We start from the raw sequence: 19,418 nt of genomic DNA, 5'->3' as shown, positions 1-19,418 counted from the left end.
CCGGCACCCGCGCCGAGTGTTGTCGTGGTTCGTCTCACAGGAGTCGAGCGCTTGCTGACGCGGGCACTGGGCATGGTGGAGCTGAGCGGTTTCGGGCCAGATTCGTCCGATGCCGGCCGGGCCGGCAGCAGCCCAACGCAGCGCGGGCCGGGACGGACCGAACCGCGGGTGGCCATCCAGACGCCGCCCGTCACGTGACCACCTACATGAGAGGCCATTCCCATCATGGCGCAGTCGAAGAGCACGACACGCAGCGAGACCGTTGCGGTTCCCGTCGACGTCACCGTCGAGGAGGGCGACCGCGGTCTGAAGGGCCCGACCGGCCCGGTCGGCCCCGCCGGCGAGCCCGGCGACAAGGGTCCCAAGGGCCCGGTCGGCCCCGCCGGCGAGCAGGGTGACAAGGGCAACAAGGGCCCGGTCGGCCCCGCCGGCGAGCAGGGTGACAAGGGCAACAAGGGCCCGGTCGGCCCCGTCGGTGCGCCCGGTGACAAGGGTGAGAAGGGCGCGACCGGTCCGGTCGGCCCGGTCGGTGAGCGCGGTGAGAAGGGCCCGATCGGCCCTCAGGGCCTGCCCGGGCTGCGCGGCGAGACCGGCCCGCAGGGCGAGCAGGGCCCGGAGGGGGAGACCGGCCCGCAGGGCGAGCAGGGCCTGACCGGCTCCACCGGTCGCCCCGGCGAGCAGGGTGAGCAGGGCCCGGCGGGCCTGCGCGGGCCGCGCGGCGAGACCGGCCCGCAGGGTGTGGTCGGCGAGCAGGGGCTGCAGGGTGAGCAGGGCCTGCGCGGCGCCCAGGGCCCGCGCGGTGTGATCGGCGAGACCGGCGAGCAGGGCGAGAAGGGCCTGCCGGGTGTGCAGGGCCTGCCCGGTGTGCAGGGCGAGCAGGGCGCCACCGGTGTCCGCGGCCTGCAGGGCCCGCAGGGCGAGCAGGGTCCGGCCGGTCCGGCCGGCCCGGTGGGCCTGCCCGGCGTGCAGGGTTCGCAGGGCCCCTCGGGTCCGGCCTGGCTCTACCAGCCCAGCCCCGCCGAGCTGGCCTCCAAGGTCAAGCAGGCGGCGCTGGATGTCACGCCGCGCACCGTGTTCGACCCGCGGGTGGGCGTGCGCTACCTGGCCACGCTGACCTCTCGGCTGATCAAGCTGCAGGGTGGGCTGGTCCTGCGCGCCATCGTCGACACCGACGCCGCGGCCAACAACCAGACCGGTCCGGACCTGTCCAACGTGCGTTCCATCGCCTGACCGACGCAGCACCTGTGGGGGGCGCCCCGGGCCGTTTCGACGGACCGGGGCGCCCTCCGCCGTCCGGGCTGCCCCGGCTTGAACGTGACAGTCGCAGGCAGGACGGCGAGGCGCTCGTGGGGTGCCGCTCCATGTCCGGGATCGTCAGTCCCCTCGCCGCCGGCCGGTGCGAGGATCACTGTTGGCACCACCGGCGCCCCTGACGATGATCGACGAATCCCATCAGCGCCCACCGAACCGACCTCTACGCGACTTCGACGCTACGGCCACCTGTTCGGCGACGAGCCGGACGCCGTTGCGGACCCGACTCATGCGGATCGGGGGCTGGTTCGCGTCCGTCCGGCGCCTCAACTTGGACGCTGAACAGGCCGCTGACCGGCAGGTACGCCAGTGCCCCCGGCAGGATTCGAACCTGCGACACACGGTTTAGGAAACCGATGCTCTATCCCCTGAGCTACGGGGGCTCGTCGGCTCAGGGCCGACCGGGGCGTACCGGTCGAGGTTAGCGGGCGGGCCGTCGGACCCCGTCAACGGCGCTCCCCGGTGGTTACCGTCGTACCCGTGGTCGTCCTGCTGGTCGAGCTGGTGGTCCTGGTGGCGCTCGTCGGCCTGCTGCTCTACGCCCTGGGCGTCTGGTCCACCCGACCGGCCGTGCCGCCGGCCGCGGGCCGCCGGCGGCTCACCGGCCCGCAGGCCCAGCTCGCCGACGCGGTCGCCCGTGCCCGCTGGGCGCCGGCGCACGACGAGGTCGACGGCCGGACGCGCGTGCTGCTGCGACGTTCCTACGCCGGGCCCGACGGGCTGCCGGTCGTGCTCGAGGACCGCGTCTACACGGCCTTCGCGTCGGACGACCCGGCCTGGGAGGCGCGCTTCACCGAGGCGATGTCCGGCGCCCGGTTCCGGTGCTCGTACCTCAACGCGGAGGAGTCCGCGGGTTGACCGGCCCTGCGGGCGGCCTCCTCGACCAGCCGGACGATCGTCCGCGGTCGGTCCGACTGGGGCGCGTGCCCGGCCCACAGCAGCGGGCGGAACCGGGATCCCGGGACCAGCGGCAGGTAGCGCACCGTCTGCCCCGAGGCCACCCAGTCGGCCACGCCCTGCACGAGGGTGACGGGGCAGTCGATGCGGTCCAGGCCACGCGGGACGTCGAGCAGCAGCCCCCACAGCAGGGTGCGCCAGAACTCGCGGGAGTCGGCGAAGCCCTCGCGCATCCCGATGGCCTCCTCGGGGGAGGTCGACCACGCGCGGGCCTTCAGCGGCGCGAGCAGGGTCGCGCGGCCCACCGCCGAGCGGGAGAGCGGCTCGACCAGCGGTGCCGTCGTCCGTGTGACGACCCGGGCCAGGCCCATGCCGGCGCCCTGGGACACCCGCTCCGGGGGCACGTTGAGCCCCGACGGGGCGATGGCCACCACCGACCGCGCGCGTCCGCGGACGGCCAGTTCCAGCGCCACCCGGGCGCCCAGCGAGTTGCCGAGCACGTGCACCTGGCCGACGCCCGCCGCGTCGAGACTCCGCTCGACCGCGTCCGAGATGGCGGTGACCGTGGGTCGCCGCGCCAGCGCCGGGGACCGCCCCACGCCCGGCAGGTCGACGTTGAGGACGTCGAAGCGTTCGGCGAGCAGGTCGGCGACGGCGGTGAAGTCGCGCCGCGAGCTGCCCATGCCGTGCAGCAGCAGGAGCGGTTCGCCCGAGCCGGTGCGGGTCATCGAGAGCGGAGCGGTCATCATTCCGTGGTACCCGGCCCGCCCACCGGACCGACGGTGAGTTCCCTCACGCCGGGCCGCGGCCTGCGCGGATCACCGGCGCAGCCGGGTGCCCGGCGCGGTCACGACTCCTCCCCGATGTCCTCCAGCCACAGCTCCGGCCGCTCGGCCAGCATCCGCTCCATGAGCGCGAGGCAGTCCGGGTCGTCCAGCACGTCGACCTGCACGCCGCGGGATCGCAGCAGCTCCTCGGAGACCTGGAAGCTGTGGTTCTCGCCGATGACGACGCGCGGGATGTCGTAGAGCAGCGCCGTCCCCGCGCACATCCAGCAGGGGGAGAGGGTCGTGTAGAGGACGCTGCGGCGGTAGACCGACGCCGGCAGCCGGCCGGCCCGCTCGATGCAGTCGGTCTCCCCGTGCCGGATGGCGCTGGCCATCTGGACGCGGCGGTTGCGGCCGACGGCCAGCACCCGGTCGCCGTCCACCAGCGCCGCCCCGATCGGGACGCCGCCCTCCGCCCAGCCGATGCGCGCCTGCTCGACGGCGAGACCGAGGAGGAACCGGTCGCGCTCCTCCGGGGTCAGATCGGGCGGGACGCCGGGCGGCGGCGGTGTGGTCACGGCTCCTCCTGGGGCGGGACGGCGGCGGTGCGATTCTGCAGGCCGACCGGGCCGGAACAGCACCGGCGTCGGGCCGCGGTGAGGACGGCGGCAGGATGGGGGCATGGGACAGGTCGTCGCCACCGCAGAACGGGTCGTCACGGCGCCGGTGGACCGCGTGCGGTCCGCGCTCGCCGACTACGAGGGGACGCGTCGGCGCGTGCTCCCCGAGCAGTTCAGCGACTACCGGGTCGAGGCCGGCGGTCAGGGCGCGGGCACCCGCGTCGCCTGGCGGTTCGCCGCCACCTCCAAGCGGGTGCGCGACCAGCTGGTGGAGGTCAGCCAGCCCGACGCCGACACCCTGGTCGAGAGCGACACCCGCTCGTCGATGGTGACCACCTGGACGCTGCACCCGGCCGACGCGGGGCTGACCACCGTCCGCGTGCGCACCACCTGGAACGGCGCCGGCGGCATCGGCGGCTTCTTCGAGCGCACGTTCGCGCCCAAGGGGCTGCGCCGCGTGTACGACGACCTGCTGGGCCGGCTGGACCGCGAGGCCGCCGCCTCCTGAGCCGGCGGCACCGGTTGCCTCCGAGGGGGACCATGGCGGCGTGACCGCCGTCCCCACCGCCGTCGACCCGGCCGCCGCAGACCCCGGCACCCTCGATGCCCTCGCCGACCTCGTGGCGGACGGGAACGCCGTCGTGCTCTCCGGTGCCGGGCTGTCCACCGACTCCGGCATCCCCGACTACCGCGGGGCGACCGGGTCGCTGCGGCGGCACACGCCGATGACCTACCAGACGTTCCTGCGCGACCCGCGCGGCCGGCACCGCTACTGGGCACGCAGCTTCGTGGGCTGGCCGCAGATCCGCGAGGCGCGGGCCAACGCCGGGCACGCCGCGGTCGCCGAGCTGCAGCGGGCGGGCCTGGTGGGCGGCGTCATCACCCAGAACGTCGACGGGCTGCACCAGGCCGCCGGCGCGGAGGACGTCGTCGAGCTGCACGGCGGGCTGGACCGCACCATCTGCCTGGCCTGCGGGGACGTCGCCGACCGCGGCGAGCTGCACGCGCGGCTGCGGGCGGTCAACCCGCACTTCGGGCCGCGCGTCGACGAGGTCAACCCCGACGGCGACGCCGAGCTGCCCGACGAGGTGCTCGACGGATTCGTGATGGTCGACTGCGCGGCCTGCGGGCGCGGCCCGCTCAAGCCCGACGTCGTCTTCTTCGGCGAGACGGTGCCGCGGGACCGCGTGGACACCTGCTTCGCGATGGTCGAGCAGGCCGGCTCCCTGCTGGTGCTGGGCTCCTCGCTGACGGTGATGAGCGGCTACCGGTTCGTGCTGCGCGCGGAAAAGCTCGGCATCCCCGTCGGGCTGGTCAACCTCGGCCCGACCCGGGGCGACGCGAAGGTCGACGTCCGGGTGGACGCCCCGCTCTCCACGGTGCTGCCCGACCTCGTCCGCCGGGTCGCCGGGTGAGCCGCGAGAGCAAGGACCACCCTGCCCCCCAGCGCTCGCGAGCTCGCGCCGGGCCCCTGCAGGGAGGCCGCCCGGCGGGCGGCGACGACGGCCGCTGGCTGGTCGTCGACGGCCGGCGCTGGCGGGCGGCCGACCCCGCGCTGCCCGACGACGTCCGTGCCCGGCTGCTGCACCACCTGGGGGTGGCGCGCTCGGCCGTCCGTACCGCGGGGGACGACGTCGCGCGAGCCGCCGCCCGCGCCCGGGTGCAGCTGGCCAAGACCGGGCTGGGGGAGCGCGGCCCGGCGTGGTGGGAACAGGACGACGCCGCGCGCCGGGCCCGCTGGGAGTCCGCTCTCGCTGCTCTGGATGAATGGCCTCCCTGACCCCCACCACGGCCCGTCCAGGGCACCGCCCTGAGCCCGATCGGCCCCGTCCCGGGCCCCGGCCTGAGCTCGCGAAGGCGGGGGAGGACGGGGTCCTTCCACCTGCGGGGAGGCCGCACGGCGGTTGACCGCACGGCGGTCCGGGAAGGAGCAGCCGCGATGCAGACCTTCCTGCCGGTGGCGGACTTCGAGGAGAGCGCCCGGCTCCTGGACTCGCCTCGCCTGGGCAAGCAGCGGGTGGAGACGCTCCAGGTGTTGCGGGCCCTCGAGCTGCCCGACTACGGCTGGACCTCGCACCCCGTGGTCCGGATGTGGCGCGGCCGCACCCCGGCGCTGGTGGCCTACGGGCTGGCGATGGTCCGCGTGTGGCGGGAGCGCGGCTTCGCCGACACCACGCACACCCTGATCGCGGAGTTCGCCCCCGACGTGCTCGGCGTCCCGCAGGAGGAGCTGGCCCGCGCCGGGATGCTGCCCTCCTGGATCGGCACGGAGGCGATCCACCGCTCGCACCGGTCGAACCTGCTGGCCAAGGAGCCGGACTTCTACCGCCCGCTGTTCCAGCCGCTCTTCGGCGCCGAGCCCGAGGACCTGCCCTACGTCTGGCCCGAGCCCGACGACCTCCCGCCGGCGCCACCGCCCGAGGGGACGCGGGTGTGGGTGGTGCGCCCCCGCGCGCACAACGAGCTGGGGGCGTGCCTGGCCGCCGGTCTGGTGGGGTTGGGCACCCAGTCCGGCATCGACGTCGACGCCACCGGCCTGTCCCCGGCCGAGCTGCGCGCGCTGTCCAAGGAGATCTCCGGACGACGCCCGGCCAAGGACCTCCGCCAGCTCTCGACCTTCCTCGACGAGATCCGTCCCGGCGACCCGGTCGCGCTGCCGATCGAGCACGGCGCCGGGCTGCTGATCGGGGAGGTGCTCGGGGACTACCTGTTCGACGGCCGCGAGCTGCTGCCGCACCGTCGTCCCGCCCGCTGGGACCGCGTCGTGCCGCGCGCCGCCGCCCGCCCGCCGGCCACGCTGCAGGACCCGCGCGCGCTGTTCTCGGTCGTTCTCGACCCCGACCTCCTGCCGCCGGCGCTGGCCGGCACCACCTACCGCGAGCCGGCGCTGCCGCTGGCCTGATGGAGGACCTTCCTGCCCTCCACCACTCGCGAGCTCGCGGCGGGACCCTGCAGGGGGCCGCTCGGGGAGCCCGCCATCACGCGCCGGGTCGCCGTACGTTCTGCAGCCGCACCTGGCCGCGCGCGACGAGCTTGCCGTCGTCGGCTCGGGTCAGCAGCACCTGCCAGAGCTGCTGGGTGCGGCCCTGCTGCACCGGCTCGGCGACGACATCGAGCAGGCCCTCGGTCATCGACCGGATGAAGTCGGTGTTGTTGTTGACGCCGACGGCGAACTGCCCGTTCTCGGCCACCGCGACGCTGGCCCCGATGCTGGCCGCCGACTCGATGACGGCGCAGTAGAGCCCGCCGTGGACCACGCCCCACGGGGTGTGCTGCTCCGACCCGACCTGGACCGTCCCGGTCACGCGCGTGGCACCGACCTCGCCGACCTGGAACCCGGTGGCGGCGACGAACCGGCTGGCGGAGTCCAGGTCGACCGCGGGCAGGTCGGCGCTCACGCGGCGTCCCAGACCAGGCAGAAGGGGTGGCCGACCGGGTCGGCGTAGACGCGGAAGTCGCCCCCGCCACCGGGGAGCTTCCGGGCGCCGAGCGCGAGCGCCTTCGGCTCGGCCTCCTCGACGTCGGCCACCCGGACGTCGAGGTGGAACTGCTGGGGCCGCCGCGGGTCCGGCCAGTCCGGCGGCGTGAGGTCCGGCGCCTGCTGGAACGCCAGCCGGTACCCCTGGCCGGTGACGACGACCCAGTCGTCGCCCGGGGAGCCCTTGCTGACCTCCATCCCCAGCAGGTCGGCGTAGAAGGTCGCGAGGGCGTGCGCGTCGGGCGCGTCGATGACGACGGAGTGCAGCTGGCCGATCATGAGCCCATCCTGCGGGGCGGGAGAGTGCCGGACCAGCGGGGATCCGGCCGCTCGCCGCGACGATCCGGCCACCGGGGCAGGATCGTCCCCGTGGACTCCTCGACCGCCCCCCAGCTCGGAACGCTGACCTGGACCCCCGCCGCCGAACGTCCCGAGCTGCTCGCCGCCCCGGTGGCCGCGGCGCTGGGCGCGCTGGCCGGGCCCGCCTGGGTCGTCCAGATCGACGCCGACCTGGCCGACACCGCCGCCTTCACCGAGGCCTACGACGTGCCGCCGGAGGTCTCGGTGAACTGCGTGGTCGTCGCCGCGCGCCGCGCCGGGCAGACCGAGCTGGCCGCCTGCCTGGTCCCGGCGACCACCCGCGCCGACGTCAACGGCCTGGTGCGCCGCCACCTCGGCGCCCGCAAGGTTTCCTTCGCGCCGCAGGACGTCGCCGTCGCCGAGAGCGGCATGGAGTACGGGGGCATCACCGCGCTGGGCCTGCCGCCGTCCTGGCCGGTGCTGGTCGACCCGGACGTCGCAGCCGCCGACCTCGTCGTGGTCGGGTCCGGCATCCGGGGCAGCAAGCTGGCGGTGCCCGGGGCCGCACTGGCCGCGCTGCCCACCGCGGAGGTCCTCGAGGGGCTGGGCCGGCCGGTGGCCGAGCCGCCGCGCGCCGCTCCAGCGGCCCCCGCCGAGCGGGCTCCCGACGACCGGGACGTCGGCTGGGGCGAGCGTCCCGAGCAGTTGTCGGCCGCCGACCGGCGCTACCTCGAGGACCGGCCACCGCACTGGGGCAGCGACTGACGAGGTCCTCGATGCCCTTGGTCGTCATCCACCCGCACGGGCGGCAGCCGGTCCAGCACCACCCGCCGAGCGTGGCGGGAGGCTGAGGGTCAGCGTCGCGGTGGTGGCCGCGGCGGCGAGCCGGGCCGCGGTGTCGGCGTCGACGGCGACCAGCAGCAGCCCGTCGTCCTCCTGCCCGGGGGTGGCCAGGACAGGAGCCCCGGCGGCGACCACGTCGGCGCGCGCGGCGCCCGGTGACGTGGCCAGGACGTCGACCCGGTCGCCGGGCCGCACCAGCGAGGTGACCGCGAGGTCGGCGGGGCGCACCGGCGCGGCGACCTGCCCGGTGCCGAGCCGGTCGGTCAGGCCGGCCCCGACCAGGCCGGCGTCGGTCAGCGGCTCGCCGGACCGGACACCGCCGGTGAGCGCTCGGCCCACGATGTCGGCCGGGTCCGCGACCGTCCCCGTGGGGCGCAGGGCCGGCGGATAGGCGGCGACGGCGACGTCCTCCGCGGCGAGGACGGCGCCCGGTGCCAGGTCGGCCACGGCGACGACGACCGGGACGGGAGCCGGCGCGCGGGCCGGCGCCGGGGCCGGGCGCAGGGCCAGGACGAGCGCGGCCGCGACGAGCAGCGCGGCGAGGACCTGGCGGGCGGTGTGCAGGGGCCGGCGCGGGCGGCGGAGACGGACCATGGGTCCACGCTGGCCGCCCGCGGCCGACGGCGGGGCGCAGGTCGCCCGGTTGTGGAGGGGGCGCCTGCCTGTGGACCGGAGGTCAGCCGGCGGTGGCGCTGCTGCTGGAGGTGGTGGAGCCGCTGGACGAGGAGCCCGAGGACGAGGAGCCGGAGGACGAGGAGCCCGGGGACGACGAGCCGCTGCTGGCGGCGGGCGCGGCGTCCTTCTTGCCGTCGGACTTACCGCCGTCGGACGACGGGCTGGACTCGCTCGACGACGCCTTGGACCGGCTGTCGGTGCGGTAGAAGCCCGAACCCTTGAAGACCACGCCGACCGAGCCGTAGACCTTGCGCACCGGGTTGCCGCACTCGGGGCACTCGCTCACCGGGGCGTCGGTGAAGCTCTGCACCACCTCGAACTGGTGCTTGCCGTCGGGGTTGGTGCAGGCGTACTGGTACGTGGGCACGGTGGTGGTACTCCTCGTCGGACGGGCCGGGCTGGCACTCTCACCCGGCGACTGCCAATGATGCGCGCCGCGACGGCGCTCGTCCACGTGCGGGCGGGGAGTGTCACGTCCGCATCCGTGACGAGCGCGACCGCAGTCGCTGTGCGCCGGACTGCCGGCGCCGGCACCGGATCGTGGTCGCCCGTGGTCCTCCACCCGGAACGTCGTCCGCGGCGGGCAGCGATGAGTTCTCCGGAGTTCGACGGTCGGGCCTGACATGACCACCATCGCGAGCATCAGCATGTCGGTGGACGGCTTCGTCACCGGCCCCGATGACCGCCCCGGCCAGGGCCTCGGCGTCGGCGGCGAGCGGCTGCACTACTGGGTCTTCGGGGGGCCGTGGACCTACGACGGCGACCACGACCCCGACGCCATGTCCGGGGAGGACAAGGCCTACTACGACGGGCTGATCGAGCGGATCGGGGCCGGCATCGTCGGCCGCGGGATGTACGAGGCCGCGGGCGCCTGGGGCGGGGAGAACCCGTTCCCCGGCACGCTGGTCGTGCTCACCCACCGCATCGGCGACCCGCACGACGAGAGCTTCACCTTCGTCGACGGCCTCGACCGGGCTCTGCGGCTGGCCCGGGAGGCGGCCGGGGACAAGGCCGTGAGCATCGGCGGGGGAGCCGACGTGATCCGTCAGGCCCTCGCCGCCGGTGAGGTCGACGAGCTCTGCCTCTCCACCGCTCCAGTGGTCCTCGGCACCGGCAAGCCGCTGTTCGACGGCAGCCTCGAACTCGACCTCGAGCCGCTCGCCGTGCACCAGTCGCGCTGGGCCACGCACGTCCGGTACGCCGTCACCCGCTGAGCGCCGCGCCCCCGGGTGACGACCAGCCCGGCGAGGGACGTCGCGCAGGAGGCCGCGGTGCTGGCGATGGCCGGGTTCACGGACGACGGGTGACCCGCCACCGGGCGGGGCAGGATCGGGCGGTCTGCGCCCCCCAGGAGGAGAACGCCGCCGTGACCGAACCCCGCCCGCCGTTCCCGCCGTTCGACCGCGACACCGCACTGCTCAAGGTCCAGGCCGCCGAGGACGCCTGGAACACCCGCGACCCGCACCGCGTGAGCCTGGCGTACACCGAGGACTCGGTCTGGCGGAACCGCGACGAGTTCCTGACCGGCCGGGCGGAGATCGTCGCGTTCCTGACCCGCAAGTGGGAGCGCGAGCTCGACTACGTGCTGCGCAAGAGCCTGTGGGGGTACACCGACGACCGCATCGCCGTCCGCTTCCAGTACGAGTGGCACGACACCGGGGGTCAGTGGTTCCGCAGCTATGGCAACGAGCTGTGGGAGTTCGACGAGCGCGGCCTGATGCGCCGTCGTGAGGCCAGCATCAACGACGTCCCCATCGCCGAGGCCGACCGGCGGTGGCACGGCCCGCGGGATGACGACGAGCGCGGGCCGGGGCACGACATCCCGCTGCGCTGAGCGGCGCGGCGGGCATCCCCCCTGTTCAGCGGGGTCTGCGTCACAGCGCGGGTGGGCTGGGCTGGACTACGGTGGACGTGTGCAACGACAGTCGCGACCTCCCGGTCGTGGCCGGCGCCGTCACGGTCGGGAGGCACTGTGGCCCTCCCGTCGTCCCACCGCCGCGCCGCGTCGTCCGCGGCCAGGTAGTCGTTCCCGCTGCCTGCCGGGACCCTGCTGCCGGCCGCGTCGGACGAGGCGTTCGAGCGGTTCGTGCGGCTGGTCCGCCACCAGCTGTCGGTGCCGGTGGCCCTCGTGTCCCTGGTGAGCGCCGAGGAGCAGGTGTTCCCCGGCGCGGCCGGGCTGCCCGAGCCGTACCAGAGCGACCGTCGCACCCCGCTGAGCCACTCGTTCTGCCAGCACGTCGTCGCCTCCGCCGAGCCCCTGGTCATCGAGGACGCGCGGCGCCACCCCCTGGTGCGGCACAACCTCGCCGTCCCCGAGCTGCAGGTGATCGCCTACGCGGGCATGCCGCTGACGCACGCCGACGGCCGGGTGATCGGCTCGCTGTGCGCCATCGACTCCCAGCCGCGCCGGTGGACCGAGACCGACCTGGCCGTGCTCGCCGACCTGGCCGGCGCCTGCTCGTCGGAGCTGCAGCTGCGGGTCATGACGGGGCGCGCCGCGCACGCCGCCGAGGTCGCGGCACGTGAGTGGCGGCGCACCCAGCGGCTGCTGGAGGAGCGCAGCAGTGTCGCCGAGACGCTCCAGCGGGCGATGCTGCCGCAGTTGCCCTCGCCGCGCGGCTTGCAGCTGGCGGGCCGTTACCTGCCCGCGCACAGCAACCACCGGGTCGGCGGCGACTGGTTCGACGGCTTCTGCACCGCGGACGACGTCACCGTGCTCGCCATCGGCGACACCGTGGGCCACGACATCGCCGCCGCCGCGGACATGAGCCAGCTGCGCACCCTGCTGCGCGGCTACGCCGTCGACCGCGGCGAGGTCCCCTCCGACACGATGCAGCGCCTGGACCGGGCCATGCTCCGGCTGCCGGTCGATGCCATCGCCTCGATCGTCCTGGCCCGCATCGAGCCCGCCTCGCCGTCGGGGTCCCGGCGACTGCGCTGGACCAACGCCGGGCCGCCGCCGCCGCTGCTGCTGCTCCCCGACGGCGCGGTGCAGGTGCTCCGCACCCCGCCGGACATGCTCGTCGGCATCGACCCCACCCGGCCGCGCCGCGACCACGCGACCGACCTGCCCGTGGGCAGCACGCTGGTGCTCTACACCGACGGGCTCATCGAGCGCCGCAGCACCGGCCAGGACATCGACGAGGGCATCACCGCGCTGGGCCGGGTGCTCGGCGGGCTGCAGCACCTGCCGGCCGACGCCATCCTCGACCGCGTGCTGGACCCGGTCCGCTGCGACCGCGAGGACGACATCGCCGCGCTCGCCATCCGCGTCGAGGGGTAGTTCTGGCAGGCCGGAGCCGGCTCGCTCACCAGTACGGTTCCGGATGTGGCGCAGCGGTGGCTCGACGAGGAGCAGCAGCGGACCTGGCGGACGTGGCTGAGCGTCTCCGAGCTGCTCCCCCGGGTGCTGGACGCCCAGCTCCAGCGCGACGCCGGCCTCAGCCACGCCGCCTACGTCGTCCTCGCCATGCTGTCCGAGGCGCCCGGCCGCAGCCGGCGGATGAGCGATCTGGCGCGGCGGGCCAACCAGTCGCAGAGCCGGCTGTCCCACACCGTCGCCCGCCTGGAGGAGCGCGGCTGGGTGCGCCGCGAGCCCTCGCCCGAGGACGGCCGGGGCAACGTCGCCGTGCTGACCGACGCGGGCTGGGAGGTCGTCCGGTCGGTCGCGCCCGGCCACGCCGAGGCCGTCCGCTCGGCGCTGTTCGACCCGCTCACCGACGAGCAGGTCCGCGCCCTCGGGAACGCGCTGCAGGCGGTCCTCGATCGCCTCGACCCCGACCACAGCCTGCGTCTGCGGGAGGGCGCGGACGCCGGCTGACAGCCGCGGGAGCATCGCAGCGAGCGCCAGCGAGCGAGGAGCGGACCGCGGTGCGGAAGCCGGCCGGTGTGCTCGCCGGCTGACAGTGGCGGGAGCCGTCGCCGGCTGGCGGAAGCCGCAGACAGCGCCGGCGTTTGCGCCGGGGGCGCCCAGCCGCTGCCGCTGTCCGTCACTGCGCCAGCCAGGCCCGGATCTCCTCGTCGGACGATCCCAGCACCGGCGGCGCGGCGTGCTCGCGGCGGGTGGTCTCGCTCTCGCCGTCGGGACCCGGGGCGAAGAAGCGCAGCGGCGGGCCGGGCAGCTGCAGCCGGCCGAGCGTGGCGTGCTCGACGTCGACCAGCAGGCCCTGCGACAGCGTCTGGTCCCAGGTGTAGACCTCGTCGAGCGTGCGCACCTTGCCGGCCGGGATGCCGGCGTCGGCCAGCCGGGCCAGCAACTCCTCGGGGGTGTGGTCGGCGAACGCGCGCTCCAGCAGCTCGATCACCTGTGCCCGGTTGGCGACGCGCTCGCTGTTGGTGGCCAGCCCCGGCGCCGCCGGGTCGAGGCCGAACTCGGTGCACAGCCGCCGCCACAGCCCCTCCGAGCCGCAGGAGAGCTGCACGCTCCCGTCCCTGCAGTGGAACAGGCCGTACGGCGCGATCGAGGGGTGGTGGTTGCCCTGCGCGCGGCCGACCTCGCCGGCCACCGTCCACCGGGTGCCCTGGAAGGCGTGCACGCCGACGATGGCCGCCAGCAGGGAGGTGCGCACCACCTGGCCGCGGCCGGTCCGCTGCCGCTCGATCAGCGCCGCGAGCACCCCGTAGGCGCCGTACATGCCGGCCAGCAGGTCGGCGATCGGGACGCCGACCCGCTGCGGGTCCTCCGGGCCGGCCCCGGTCAGGGACATCAGCCCGCCCTCGCCCTGGGCGATCTGGTCGTAGCCGGCCCGCCCGCCCTCGGGGCCGTCGTGGCCGAAGCCGCTGATCGAGAGGGTGACCAGCCGCGGGTTGAGCTGCTCGAGCACCTCGGTGCCGAAGCCCAGCCGGGCGAGCGTGCCCGGCCGGAAGTTCTCCAGCAGCACGTCGGCGCGGCGGACGAGCTCGCGCAGCAGCTCCTTGTCGCCGTCGTCCTTGAGATCGAGGGTGACCGACTCCTTGTTGCGGTTGGTCGACAGGAAGTAGGTCGACTCCCGGTCAGCTCCTTCCGGCTGGAGGAACGGCGGCCCCCAGCCGCGGGTGTCGTCCCCGCTGCCGGGGTTCTCCACCTTGATGACGCGGGCGCCGAGGTCGCCGAGCATCATCCCGGCGTGCGGCCCGGCGAGGGCGCGGGTCAGGTCGACGACGAGGATCCCGTCGAGTGGTCCGGACATGGTTCGGATCACAGCTCCGATCAGAAGAACGAGGGGACGACGACGAAGGTCAGCCAGGCCAGCAGCGGACCGACGACCACGACGATCGCGGCGTACGCCAGGATCTGCTTGTAGAAGCGGTCCTTGTCCACGTCCTGCGCATTGGCCAGGACCAGCGCGCCGTTCGTCGAGAACGGGCTCACGTCGACGATGGTCGAGGCGACGGACAGGGCGACCACCACGCCCACGGCCGCGATGTCCCCGCCCTGCAGGAAGGGCACGGCGAGCGCGATGGCCACGGCGATGATCGCGACGGACGACGCGAACGCCGACACCACCGCGCCGATGTAGCAGAGCAGCAGGGCCACGAGCAGGGGCGCGCCGATCCCGGTGACCGCCTCGCCGACGTAGTCGATGGTGCCCGCCTCCTGCAGCACGAAGACGAAGGTGAGCACCCCGGCGATCAGCAGGATGGTGCTCCAGCTGATCTGGGCGACCGCGCCCTTGTGCTGCTGGGCGGCGAACAGCGCCAGGACGACGGCCACGGAGATCGAGACGAACCCGATGTCGAGATCGAAGACCAGCGCCAGGACGGCGACGACCGCCAGACCGATCAGCGTGAGGATCTGCTCGAACCGCACCGGCTGGGCGACGTCGGGGTGGATGTGCTCGTCGTCGTCGCCGCCGACCGCCGGTCCCGGGGCGGCGCCGTGGCCCCGGACCACGGTGCCGTGGGCGTGCTCGACGCGCTCCAACGGTGCGGCCGCCACCTTCCGCCCCAGCAGCTTCCGGCCGCCCAGCACGACGAACAGCACCAGGGCGATCGCCAGGTTGAAGAACAGGCTGCCGAGGAAGACCTGGATCGAGCTGCCCGGCAGGCCGGCTTCCTCGACGATGTCGTTCACCGTGACGCCGTAGACGCTGATGGGGGAGAAGCCGCCGCCCTGCGCGCCGTGGATGACCATCATGCCCATGAGGAGCGGGCTGATCCCGTGCCGCGCGGCGAAGGTGAGCGCGATCGGGGCGATGATCGCGACGGCGGCGGGGGACAGCGCGCCGATCGCCGTGAGCACCGCGGTGATGAAGAACATGATCCACGGGATGGCGGCGACGTGGCCGCCGACGAGCTTCACGGCGCCGCGCACCAGCAGGTCCACGGTCCCGTTGTTCTGCGCGATGGCGAACAGGTAGGTGACGCCGATGAGCGTCAGCACCAGCTCGGCGGGGAAGCCGGCGAGGATGTCGTCGGTGCTCAGCCCGACCGACAGGGTGCCGACGATGAACGCGGCCACGAACGCCAGTGCGCCCATGTTGATCGGCAGGAACGTCGCGATCGCGAAGATCACGACGAGCGCCAGGATGGTGACGATCTCCGGTGACACGAGCGGCTCCTACGGCGTCGGAGGACGGGGACACCTCGCCTCGGTGGACCAGTGGTCCAGCCACCAGGGCCGGGGGCACTGGTCACTCACCACGCCGAGAGCATGCAGCAGGGGGCGGTGTCCGCGCCCGGTGAGCTCGTCGTCCGGACGTCCTCGGCCCGGCGTCCCGCTGCTAGCCGACGACGACGGCCGGGGCCGGCCCAGGTCAGGTCAGGTCGAGCCAGCCGCTCGAGGGGGTCACCACCGCGGTGACCCGCTTGTCGTGCGGCTCCACCGGGAGCTCGTCGACCAGCTCGTCGTCGAAGACGAGGGCCACCAGTCGCGCGTCGGGCCGGACGTGCCGCAGCGCGCGGTCGTAGTAGCCGCCGCCACGGCCCAGGCGCACCCCGGTCCGGTCCACCGCCACTGCCGGGACGACGACGACCTCCGCCGCGCCGATCGCGGTCGGTCCCAGCCGCGGGCCGACCGGCTCCAGCAGCCCGAAGCGGCCCGGGGCCAGCCGGCCGGTGTCGACGGCCCAGGACAGCTCGCTGCCGTCGCCCGGCACCACCGGGAGCAGCACCCGCGAGCGCAGCTGGGTGAAGGCCGCCGGCAGCCGGCCCGCGCCGGGCTCGGTCGGGTCGGGGGCGAAGGCGGCCAGCGTCCGCGTGCCGGCCAGGCCGCGCAGCAGGGCGGTGGTGATCGCGGCGGCGGCGGCGACGCGCTCCTCGGCGGGGCGGGCCTCCCGGCGGGCGAGGAACCGCGCGCGGAGGGCGACCTTGGCCTCGGTCACGTCGTCCGGGGAGGTCACCGCCGAAGGCTAGCCAGCCGGCCTGGACGTCCCGGTCGGATCGCCTCCGCACGGGTGGCGTGGTCGGCGTGTCCGCGCGCGTGTCGCCGACGACGACCCGCTCATCCGTCCCGGTGGCGTCCCGCCCGACCGCGCGGGAGGGGTCCGGACCGGATCACTAGGCTCGCGCGCATGCCGACTCCGAGCACCCGCCCGACGCGGAAGGCCGTCATCCCCGTCGCCGGGATGGGGACCCGATTCCTGCCGGCCACCAAGGCGGTGCCCAAGGAGCTGCTGCCGGTGGTCGACCGGCCCGCGCTCCAGTACATCGTCGAGGAGGCCGCCCGCGCCGGGCTCGGCGAGGTGCTCATGGTCACCGGCCGCAACAAGGCCGCGATCGAGGACTTCTTCGACCGCCAGCCCGAGATCGAGGCCGCGCTGGAGAAGAAGGGCGACGCCGCCCGGCTCGCGGCCGTGCACGCCTCCACCGAGGTCGCCCAGGTGCACTTCGTCCGCCAGGGCGAGGCGCGCGGGCTCGGTCACGCGGTGCTGCAGGCCGCCGCCTTCGTCGGGGACGAGCCGTTCGCCGTCCTGCTCGGCGACGACATCATCGACGCCCGCGACCACCTGCTCGAGCAGATGCTGCAGGTGCAGGCCGAGCACGGCGGCTCAGTGGTGGCGCTGCTCGACGTCGGCCGGGAGAACATCGACAAGTACGGCGCGGTCGCCGTCGAGCCCGCGGGGGGCCCCTCGGACGACGGCGCGGTCGTCGCGGTCACCGGCCTGGTCGAGAAGCCGCCGGTCGACGAGGCGCCGAGCAGCCTGGCGATCATCGGCCGCTACGTGCTGGCCCCCGAGGTCTTCGACGTCCTGCGCGAGACCGCACCCGGCCGCGGCGGCGAGATCCAGCTGACCGACGCCCTGGCCACCCTCGTCGAGCGCGGCGAGCCGGTGCACGGGGTGGTGTTCTCGGGCCGCCGCTACGACACCGGCGACCGGCTGGACTACCTCAAGGCCGTCGTCCAGCTGGCCAGCGAGCGCGAGGACCTCGGCCCCGGCTTCCGCACCTGGCTGGCCGAGTTCGTGGCCGACCTGCCTGCCGCGGGCGCGTCGGAGGCCTGAGCGGAGGTCCGCAGGGGGAGCATCGACCCCCGTGGTGGGCGTGACGGAGGACGGTAGGGACGGGACGGTCCCCGGGTACCGGGACACCACGGCGCTGGACCGGCGCCGGGGCACCGCGGTGCGGGACGTGCCGGCGCCGTCACCCGCCGTCGAGCCCGCCGTGGGGGCGCCCGTGCACGAGACGACGGCGATCGACCGCGGCGCCGTGCCGCCGCCGCCCGCCGCGGTCGAGCCGGCGCCGCCGCGCAGCGTGGAGCAGCACCTCGACGAGATCCTCTCGGCCGTGCCCCAGCCGGACCCGATCGAGCTGGCCGTCCTCGACGCGCAGGGCCTGCTCTGCGCCGAGGAGGTGGTCAGCCAGCGCGCGCTGCCGGCCTTCGACCAGGCCGCGCTCGACGGCTACGCCGCCCGCGCGATGGACGTCGAGGGCGCCACCCCCGCCGAGCCGGCCCGGCTCTCGGTGGTGGGCGAGACCGTCGCCGGTCCCACCGGCCCCGCGTCGATCGGTCCGGGCATGGCGCAGAAGGTGGCCGCCGGCGCGATGCTGCCGGCCGGCGCGGACGTCGTCGTCCCGGGGGTGTGGACCGACGGCGGCATGGCGGAGGTCGCCGTGCACGCCGGCCCGTCGGCCGGCAGCTACGTGCGCCGGGCGGGGGACGACGTCGCGCCGGGCACCACCGCGGTGCAGGTGGGCACCCCGATCGGCCCGGCCCAGATCAGCCTGCTCGCCGCGGTCGGCCGCGACCGGGTGCAGGTGCGGCCGCGGCCGCGGGTCGCCGTCCTCTCCGCGGGCAGCGAGCTCGTCGACATCAGCACGCAGCCGGGTCCCGGCCAGGTCGTGGACGTCAACAGCTACGCGCTGGCCGCCGCGGCGCGCGATGCCGGGGCCGAGGCCTACCGCTGGGGCATCCTCCCCACCGAACCGCGGCGGCTCTCCGAGGTGCTGGAGAGCCAGCTGCTGCGCAGCGACCTGGTGCTCATCGCCGGCACCTTCCCCAGCGAGGGCGACCTGGTGCAGGAGGCGCTCGCCGAGCTCGGCCACATGCAGTTCTCGCAGCTGACGATGCACCCCGGGCCGGTGCAGGCCTTCGGTCGCCTCGGGCGGGACTCGGTGCCGGTCATCTGCGTGCCCGGCGAGCCGGTCGCCGCGCTGGTCGCCTTCGAGGTGTTCGTGCGCCCGGCCATCCGGATGATGCTCGGCAAGCGCCAGCTGTTCCGGCGCACCGTGCAGGCGATCGCCGCCGAGCGGCTGCTCTCCCCGCTGGGCTACCGGCAGTACCTGCACGGCCAGGTCATGCGCCACCCGGACGGCGGCTACGTGGTGGAGCCGCTCGCGGACGGCAGCGGCCCCGACGAGGAGGCGATGCTGGCGCGGATGGCCCGGGCCAACTGCCTGATCGTGGTCGACGAGGACGTCACCGAGGTGGCCGCCGGCGGGCTGGTCACCGTCATGCCCCTGCTGCTCGGCGGCTGAGCGGCGCAGTGGTCGATCCCGCCCTGCGGCCCGGGTGGCCGGCGCACCTGGTGCGGGGCCCGGTCGAGCTGCACCCGCCGCGCTGGCGGGACGCCGAGGAGTGGAGCCGGGTCCGGCGGGCCAACGAGGACTGGCTGGCGCCGTGGGAGCCGACCGCGGCGGGGCCGTGGGCGGCGCGGCACACCCCGGCGGCGTACCGGGCGATGCGGCGGGCGGTGCTGCGCCGGGCCGCGATGGGCATGTCGCTGCCGTTCGTCGTCCGGGTGGAGGGCCGGCTGGTCGGGCAGGTGACCATAGACAACGTCGTCCGCGGTGCGCTGCGCTCGGGCAACCTCGGGTACTGGATCGACCGCGCCGTCGCCGGCCGGGGGATGGCCTCGCTGGCCGTGGCGCTGGTGTGCGACCACGCCTTCGGGCCCGCCCGGCTGCACCGGCTGCAGGCCGACATCCGTCCCGAGAACGCGCGGAGCCGGCGGCTGGTGCACCGGCTGGGCTTCCGTCACGAGGGCGTGCTGCGCCGGTACCTGGACATCGACGGCGACTGGCGCGACCACGACACCTTCGCGCTGCTGGCCGAGGACGTGCCCGGCGGCGTGGTCGCCCGGTGGCAGTCGCGCCTACCACGCTGACCAC

23 protein-coding genes and 1 tRNA gene are annotated in these 19,418 nt (G+C 75.1%); 14 read left to right on the top strand and 10 right to left on the bottom strand.

The genetic code is table 11. The annotated features are described in order from the left end of the window. The first annotated feature begins 225 nt into the window (after positions 1 to 225). A complete protein-coding gene (locus BUB17_RS09135) occupies positions 226 to 1,230 on the top strand; it encodes a collagen-like domain-containing protein (RefSeq protein WP_072916798.1) in 1,005 nt (334 codons plus the stop codon). A gap of 391 nt (positions 1,231 to 1,621) precedes the next feature. Here BUB17_RS09135 and BUB17_RS09130 read toward each other — a convergent pair. Continuing rightward, positions 1,622 to 1,694: transfer RNA gene (locus BUB17_RS09130), tRNA-Arg, on the bottom strand. Positions 1,695 to 1,791: 97 nt separating this feature from the next. Here BUB17_RS09130 and BUB17_RS09125 point away from each other — a divergent pair. Beyond that, on the top strand, positions 1,792 to 2,169 hold the full coding sequence (locus tag BUB17_RS09125) for a hypothetical protein (protein WP_072916794.1): 378 nt from the start codon (positions 1,792 to 1,794) through the stop codon (positions 2,167 to 2,169). Here the strand turns inward: BUB17_RS09125 and BUB17_RS09120 are convergent. Both BUB17_RS09120 and BUB17_RS09115 read right to left on the bottom strand, forming a co-directional pair. Continuing rightward, positions 2,058 to 2,954 (bottom strand): alpha/beta fold hydrolase, encoded by an 897-nt coding sequence (locus tag BUB17_RS09120; protein WP_072917217.1) that lies wholly within the window; start codon positions 2,952 to 2,954, stop codon positions 2,058 to 2,060. The genes BUB17_RS09125 and BUB17_RS09120 overlap by 112 nt on opposite strands. Positions 2,955 to 3,055: 101 nt before the next feature. Then, positions 3,056 to 3,553, bottom strand: a complete 498-nt coding sequence (locus BUB17_RS09115; protein WP_208983351.1) for a nucleoside deaminase — start codon at positions 3,551 to 3,553, stop codon at positions 3,056 to 3,058. A 103-nt stretch (positions 3,554 to 3,656) separates the two neighbouring features. Between BUB17_RS09115 and BUB17_RS09110 the strand changes: the two genes are divergently transcribed. The 4 genes from BUB17_RS09110 (at position 3,657) to BUB17_RS09095 (ending at position 6,497) form a co-directional block, all read left to right on the top strand. After that, positions 3,657 to 4,103 (top strand): SRPBCC family protein, encoded by a 447-nt coding sequence (locus BUB17_RS09110; RefSeq protein WP_072916790.1) that lies wholly within the window; start codon positions 3,657 to 3,659, stop codon positions 4,101 to 4,103. Between the two features lie 40 nt (positions 4,104 to 4,143). Next, complete coding sequence (locus BUB17_RS09105; RefSeq protein WP_072916786.1) at positions 4,144 to 5,010, top strand: NAD-dependent protein deacetylase; 867 nt, start codon at positions 4,144 to 4,146, stop codon at positions 5,008 to 5,010. After that, a complete protein-coding gene (locus BUB17_RS09100; RefSeq protein WP_244277081.1) occupies positions 5,007 to 5,375 on the top strand; it encodes a biopolymer transporter Tol in 369 nt (122 codons plus the stop codon). Before BUB17_RS09105 ends, BUB17_RS09100 begins: the two co-directional genes overlap by 4 nt. A gap of 159 nt (positions 5,376 to 5,534) precedes the next feature. Then, positions 5,535 to 6,497: an MSMEG_6728 family protein gene (locus BUB17_RS09095; protein ID WP_072916783.1), complete on the top strand. Its 963-nt coding sequence runs from the start codon at positions 5,535 to 5,537 to the stop codon at positions 6,495 to 6,497. Positions 6,498 to 6,573: 76 nt separating this feature from the next. On the opposite strand, the gene BUB17_RS09090 is transcribed toward BUB17_RS09095, so the two are convergent. Both BUB17_RS09090 and BUB17_RS09085 read right to left on the bottom strand, forming a co-directional pair. Then, complete coding sequence (locus tag BUB17_RS09090; RefSeq protein ID WP_083606212.1) at positions 6,574 to 6,993, bottom strand: PaaI family thioesterase; 420 nt, start codon at positions 6,991 to 6,993, stop codon at positions 6,574 to 6,576. Continuing rightward, positions 6,990 to 7,352: a VOC family protein gene (locus tag BUB17_RS09085; protein ID WP_072916779.1), complete on the bottom strand. Its 363-nt coding sequence runs from the start codon at positions 7,350 to 7,352 to the stop codon at positions 6,990 to 6,992. Before BUB17_RS09085 ends, BUB17_RS09090 begins: the two co-directional genes overlap by 4 nt. Before the next feature lie 90 nt (positions 7,353 to 7,442). On the opposite strand from BUB17_RS09085, the gene BUB17_RS09080 reads away from it, so the two are divergent. Next, positions 7,443 to 8,138 (top strand): YbaK/EbsC family protein, encoded by a 696-nt coding sequence (locus tag BUB17_RS09080; protein ID WP_072916777.1) that lies wholly within the window; start codon positions 7,443 to 7,445, stop codon positions 8,136 to 8,138. 24 nt (positions 8,139 to 8,162) lie between these two features. On the opposite strand, the gene cpaB is transcribed toward BUB17_RS09080, so the two are convergent. After that, on the bottom strand, positions 8,163 to 8,810 hold the full coding sequence (gene cpaB / locus BUB17_RS09075; RefSeq protein WP_083606210.1) for a Flp pilus assembly protein CpaB: 648 nt from the start codon (positions 8,808 to 8,810) through the stop codon (positions 8,163 to 8,165). 82 nt (positions 8,811 to 8,892) lie between these two features. Further along, complete coding sequence (locus tag BUB17_RS09070; RefSeq protein ID WP_072916774.1) at positions 8,893 to 9,258, bottom strand: FmdB family zinc ribbon protein; 366 nt, start codon at positions 9,256 to 9,258, stop codon at positions 8,893 to 8,895. A gap of 256 nt (positions 9,259 to 9,514) precedes the next feature. Between BUB17_RS09070 and BUB17_RS09065 the strand changes: the two genes are divergently transcribed. The 4 genes from BUB17_RS09065 (at position 9,515) to BUB17_RS09050 (ending at position 12,711) form a co-directional block, all read left to right on the top strand. Next, complete coding sequence (locus BUB17_RS09065; RefSeq protein WP_072916770.1) at positions 9,515 to 10,105, top strand: dihydrofolate reductase family protein; 591 nt, start codon at positions 9,515 to 9,517, stop codon at positions 10,103 to 10,105. Positions 10,106 to 10,257: 152 nt separating this feature from the next. After that, positions 10,258 to 10,725 carry a nuclear transport factor 2 family protein gene (locus BUB17_RS09060; RefSeq protein ID WP_072917204.1) on the top strand — a complete coding sequence of 156 codons (468 nt, stop codon included), beginning with the start codon at positions 10,258 to 10,260 and terminating at the stop codon, positions 10,723 to 10,725. Positions 10,726 to 10,923: 198 nt separating this feature from the next. Next, on the top strand, positions 10,924 to 12,174 hold the full coding sequence (locus tag BUB17_RS09055) for a SpoIIE family protein phosphatase (RefSeq protein WP_083606208.1): 1,251 nt from the start codon (positions 10,924 to 10,926) through the stop codon (positions 12,172 to 12,174). Positions 12,175 to 12,219: 45 nt separating this feature from the next. Then, positions 12,220 to 12,711, top strand: a complete 492-nt coding sequence (locus BUB17_RS09050) for a MarR family winged helix-turn-helix transcriptional regulator (protein ID WP_072916765.1) — start codon at positions 12,220 to 12,222, stop codon at positions 12,709 to 12,711. 169 nt (positions 12,712 to 12,880) lie between these two features. Here the strand turns inward: BUB17_RS09050 and BUB17_RS09045 are convergent, their stop codons facing one another. From BUB17_RS09045 to BUB17_RS09035, 3 genes are all read right to left on the bottom strand, one after another. Then, positions 12,881 to 14,059 carry a CaiB/BaiF CoA transferase family protein gene (locus BUB17_RS09045; protein ID WP_072916761.1) on the bottom strand — a complete coding sequence of 393 codons (1,179 nt, stop codon included), beginning with the start codon at positions 14,057 to 14,059 and terminating at the stop codon, positions 12,881 to 12,883. A 20-nt stretch (positions 14,060 to 14,079) separates the two neighbouring features. Then, entirely contained in the window at positions 14,080 to 15,420 is a 1,341-nt protein-coding gene (locus BUB17_RS09040; protein ID WP_072916758.1) for an SLC13 family permease, read from the bottom strand. A gap of 205 nt (positions 15,421 to 15,625) precedes the next feature. Next, a complete protein-coding gene (locus BUB17_RS09035) occupies positions 15,626 to 16,210 on the bottom strand; it encodes a 5-formyltetrahydrofolate cyclo-ligase (RefSeq protein WP_072916756.1) in 585 nt (194 codons plus the stop codon). 171 nt (positions 16,211 to 16,381) lie between these two features. Here BUB17_RS09035 and BUB17_RS09030 point away from each other — a divergent pair, with 171 nt between their 5' ends. Genes BUB17_RS09030 through BUB17_RS09020 form a run of 3 tightly spaced genes read left to right on the top strand, consistent with a single transcriptional unit; the run spans position 16,382 to position 19,414 of the window. Next, positions 16,382 to 17,311 carry a UTP--glucose-1-phosphate uridylyltransferase gene (locus BUB17_RS09030; RefSeq protein ID WP_072916753.1) on the top strand — a complete coding sequence of 310 codons (930 nt, stop codon included), beginning with the start codon at positions 16,382 to 16,384 and terminating at the stop codon, positions 17,309 to 17,311. Between the two features lie 40 nt (positions 17,312 to 17,351). Beyond that, positions 17,352 to 18,785, top strand: a complete 1,434-nt coding sequence (glp, locus tag BUB17_RS09025; protein WP_244277079.1) for a molybdotransferase-like divisome protein Glp — start codon at positions 17,352 to 17,354, stop codon at positions 18,783 to 18,785. Between the two features lie 8 nt (positions 18,786 to 18,793). After that, positions 18,794 to 19,414 (top strand): GNAT family N-acetyltransferase, encoded by a 621-nt coding sequence (locus BUB17_RS09020; protein ID WP_083606205.1) that lies wholly within the window; start codon positions 18,794 to 18,796, stop codon positions 19,412 to 19,414. The last annotated feature ends 4 nt before the right edge of the window (positions 19,415 to 19,418 follow it).

It is taken from the genome of Geodermatophilus obscurus (assembly GCF_900143215.1).
Taxonomy (GTDB): Bacteria; Actinomycetota; Actinomycetes; order Mycobacteriales; family Geodermatophilaceae; genus Geodermatophilus; species Geodermatophilus obscurus_A.
Note: the sequence above shows the minus strand (reverse complement) of the source record. Positions and strands in the feature narration are given on the sequence as shown.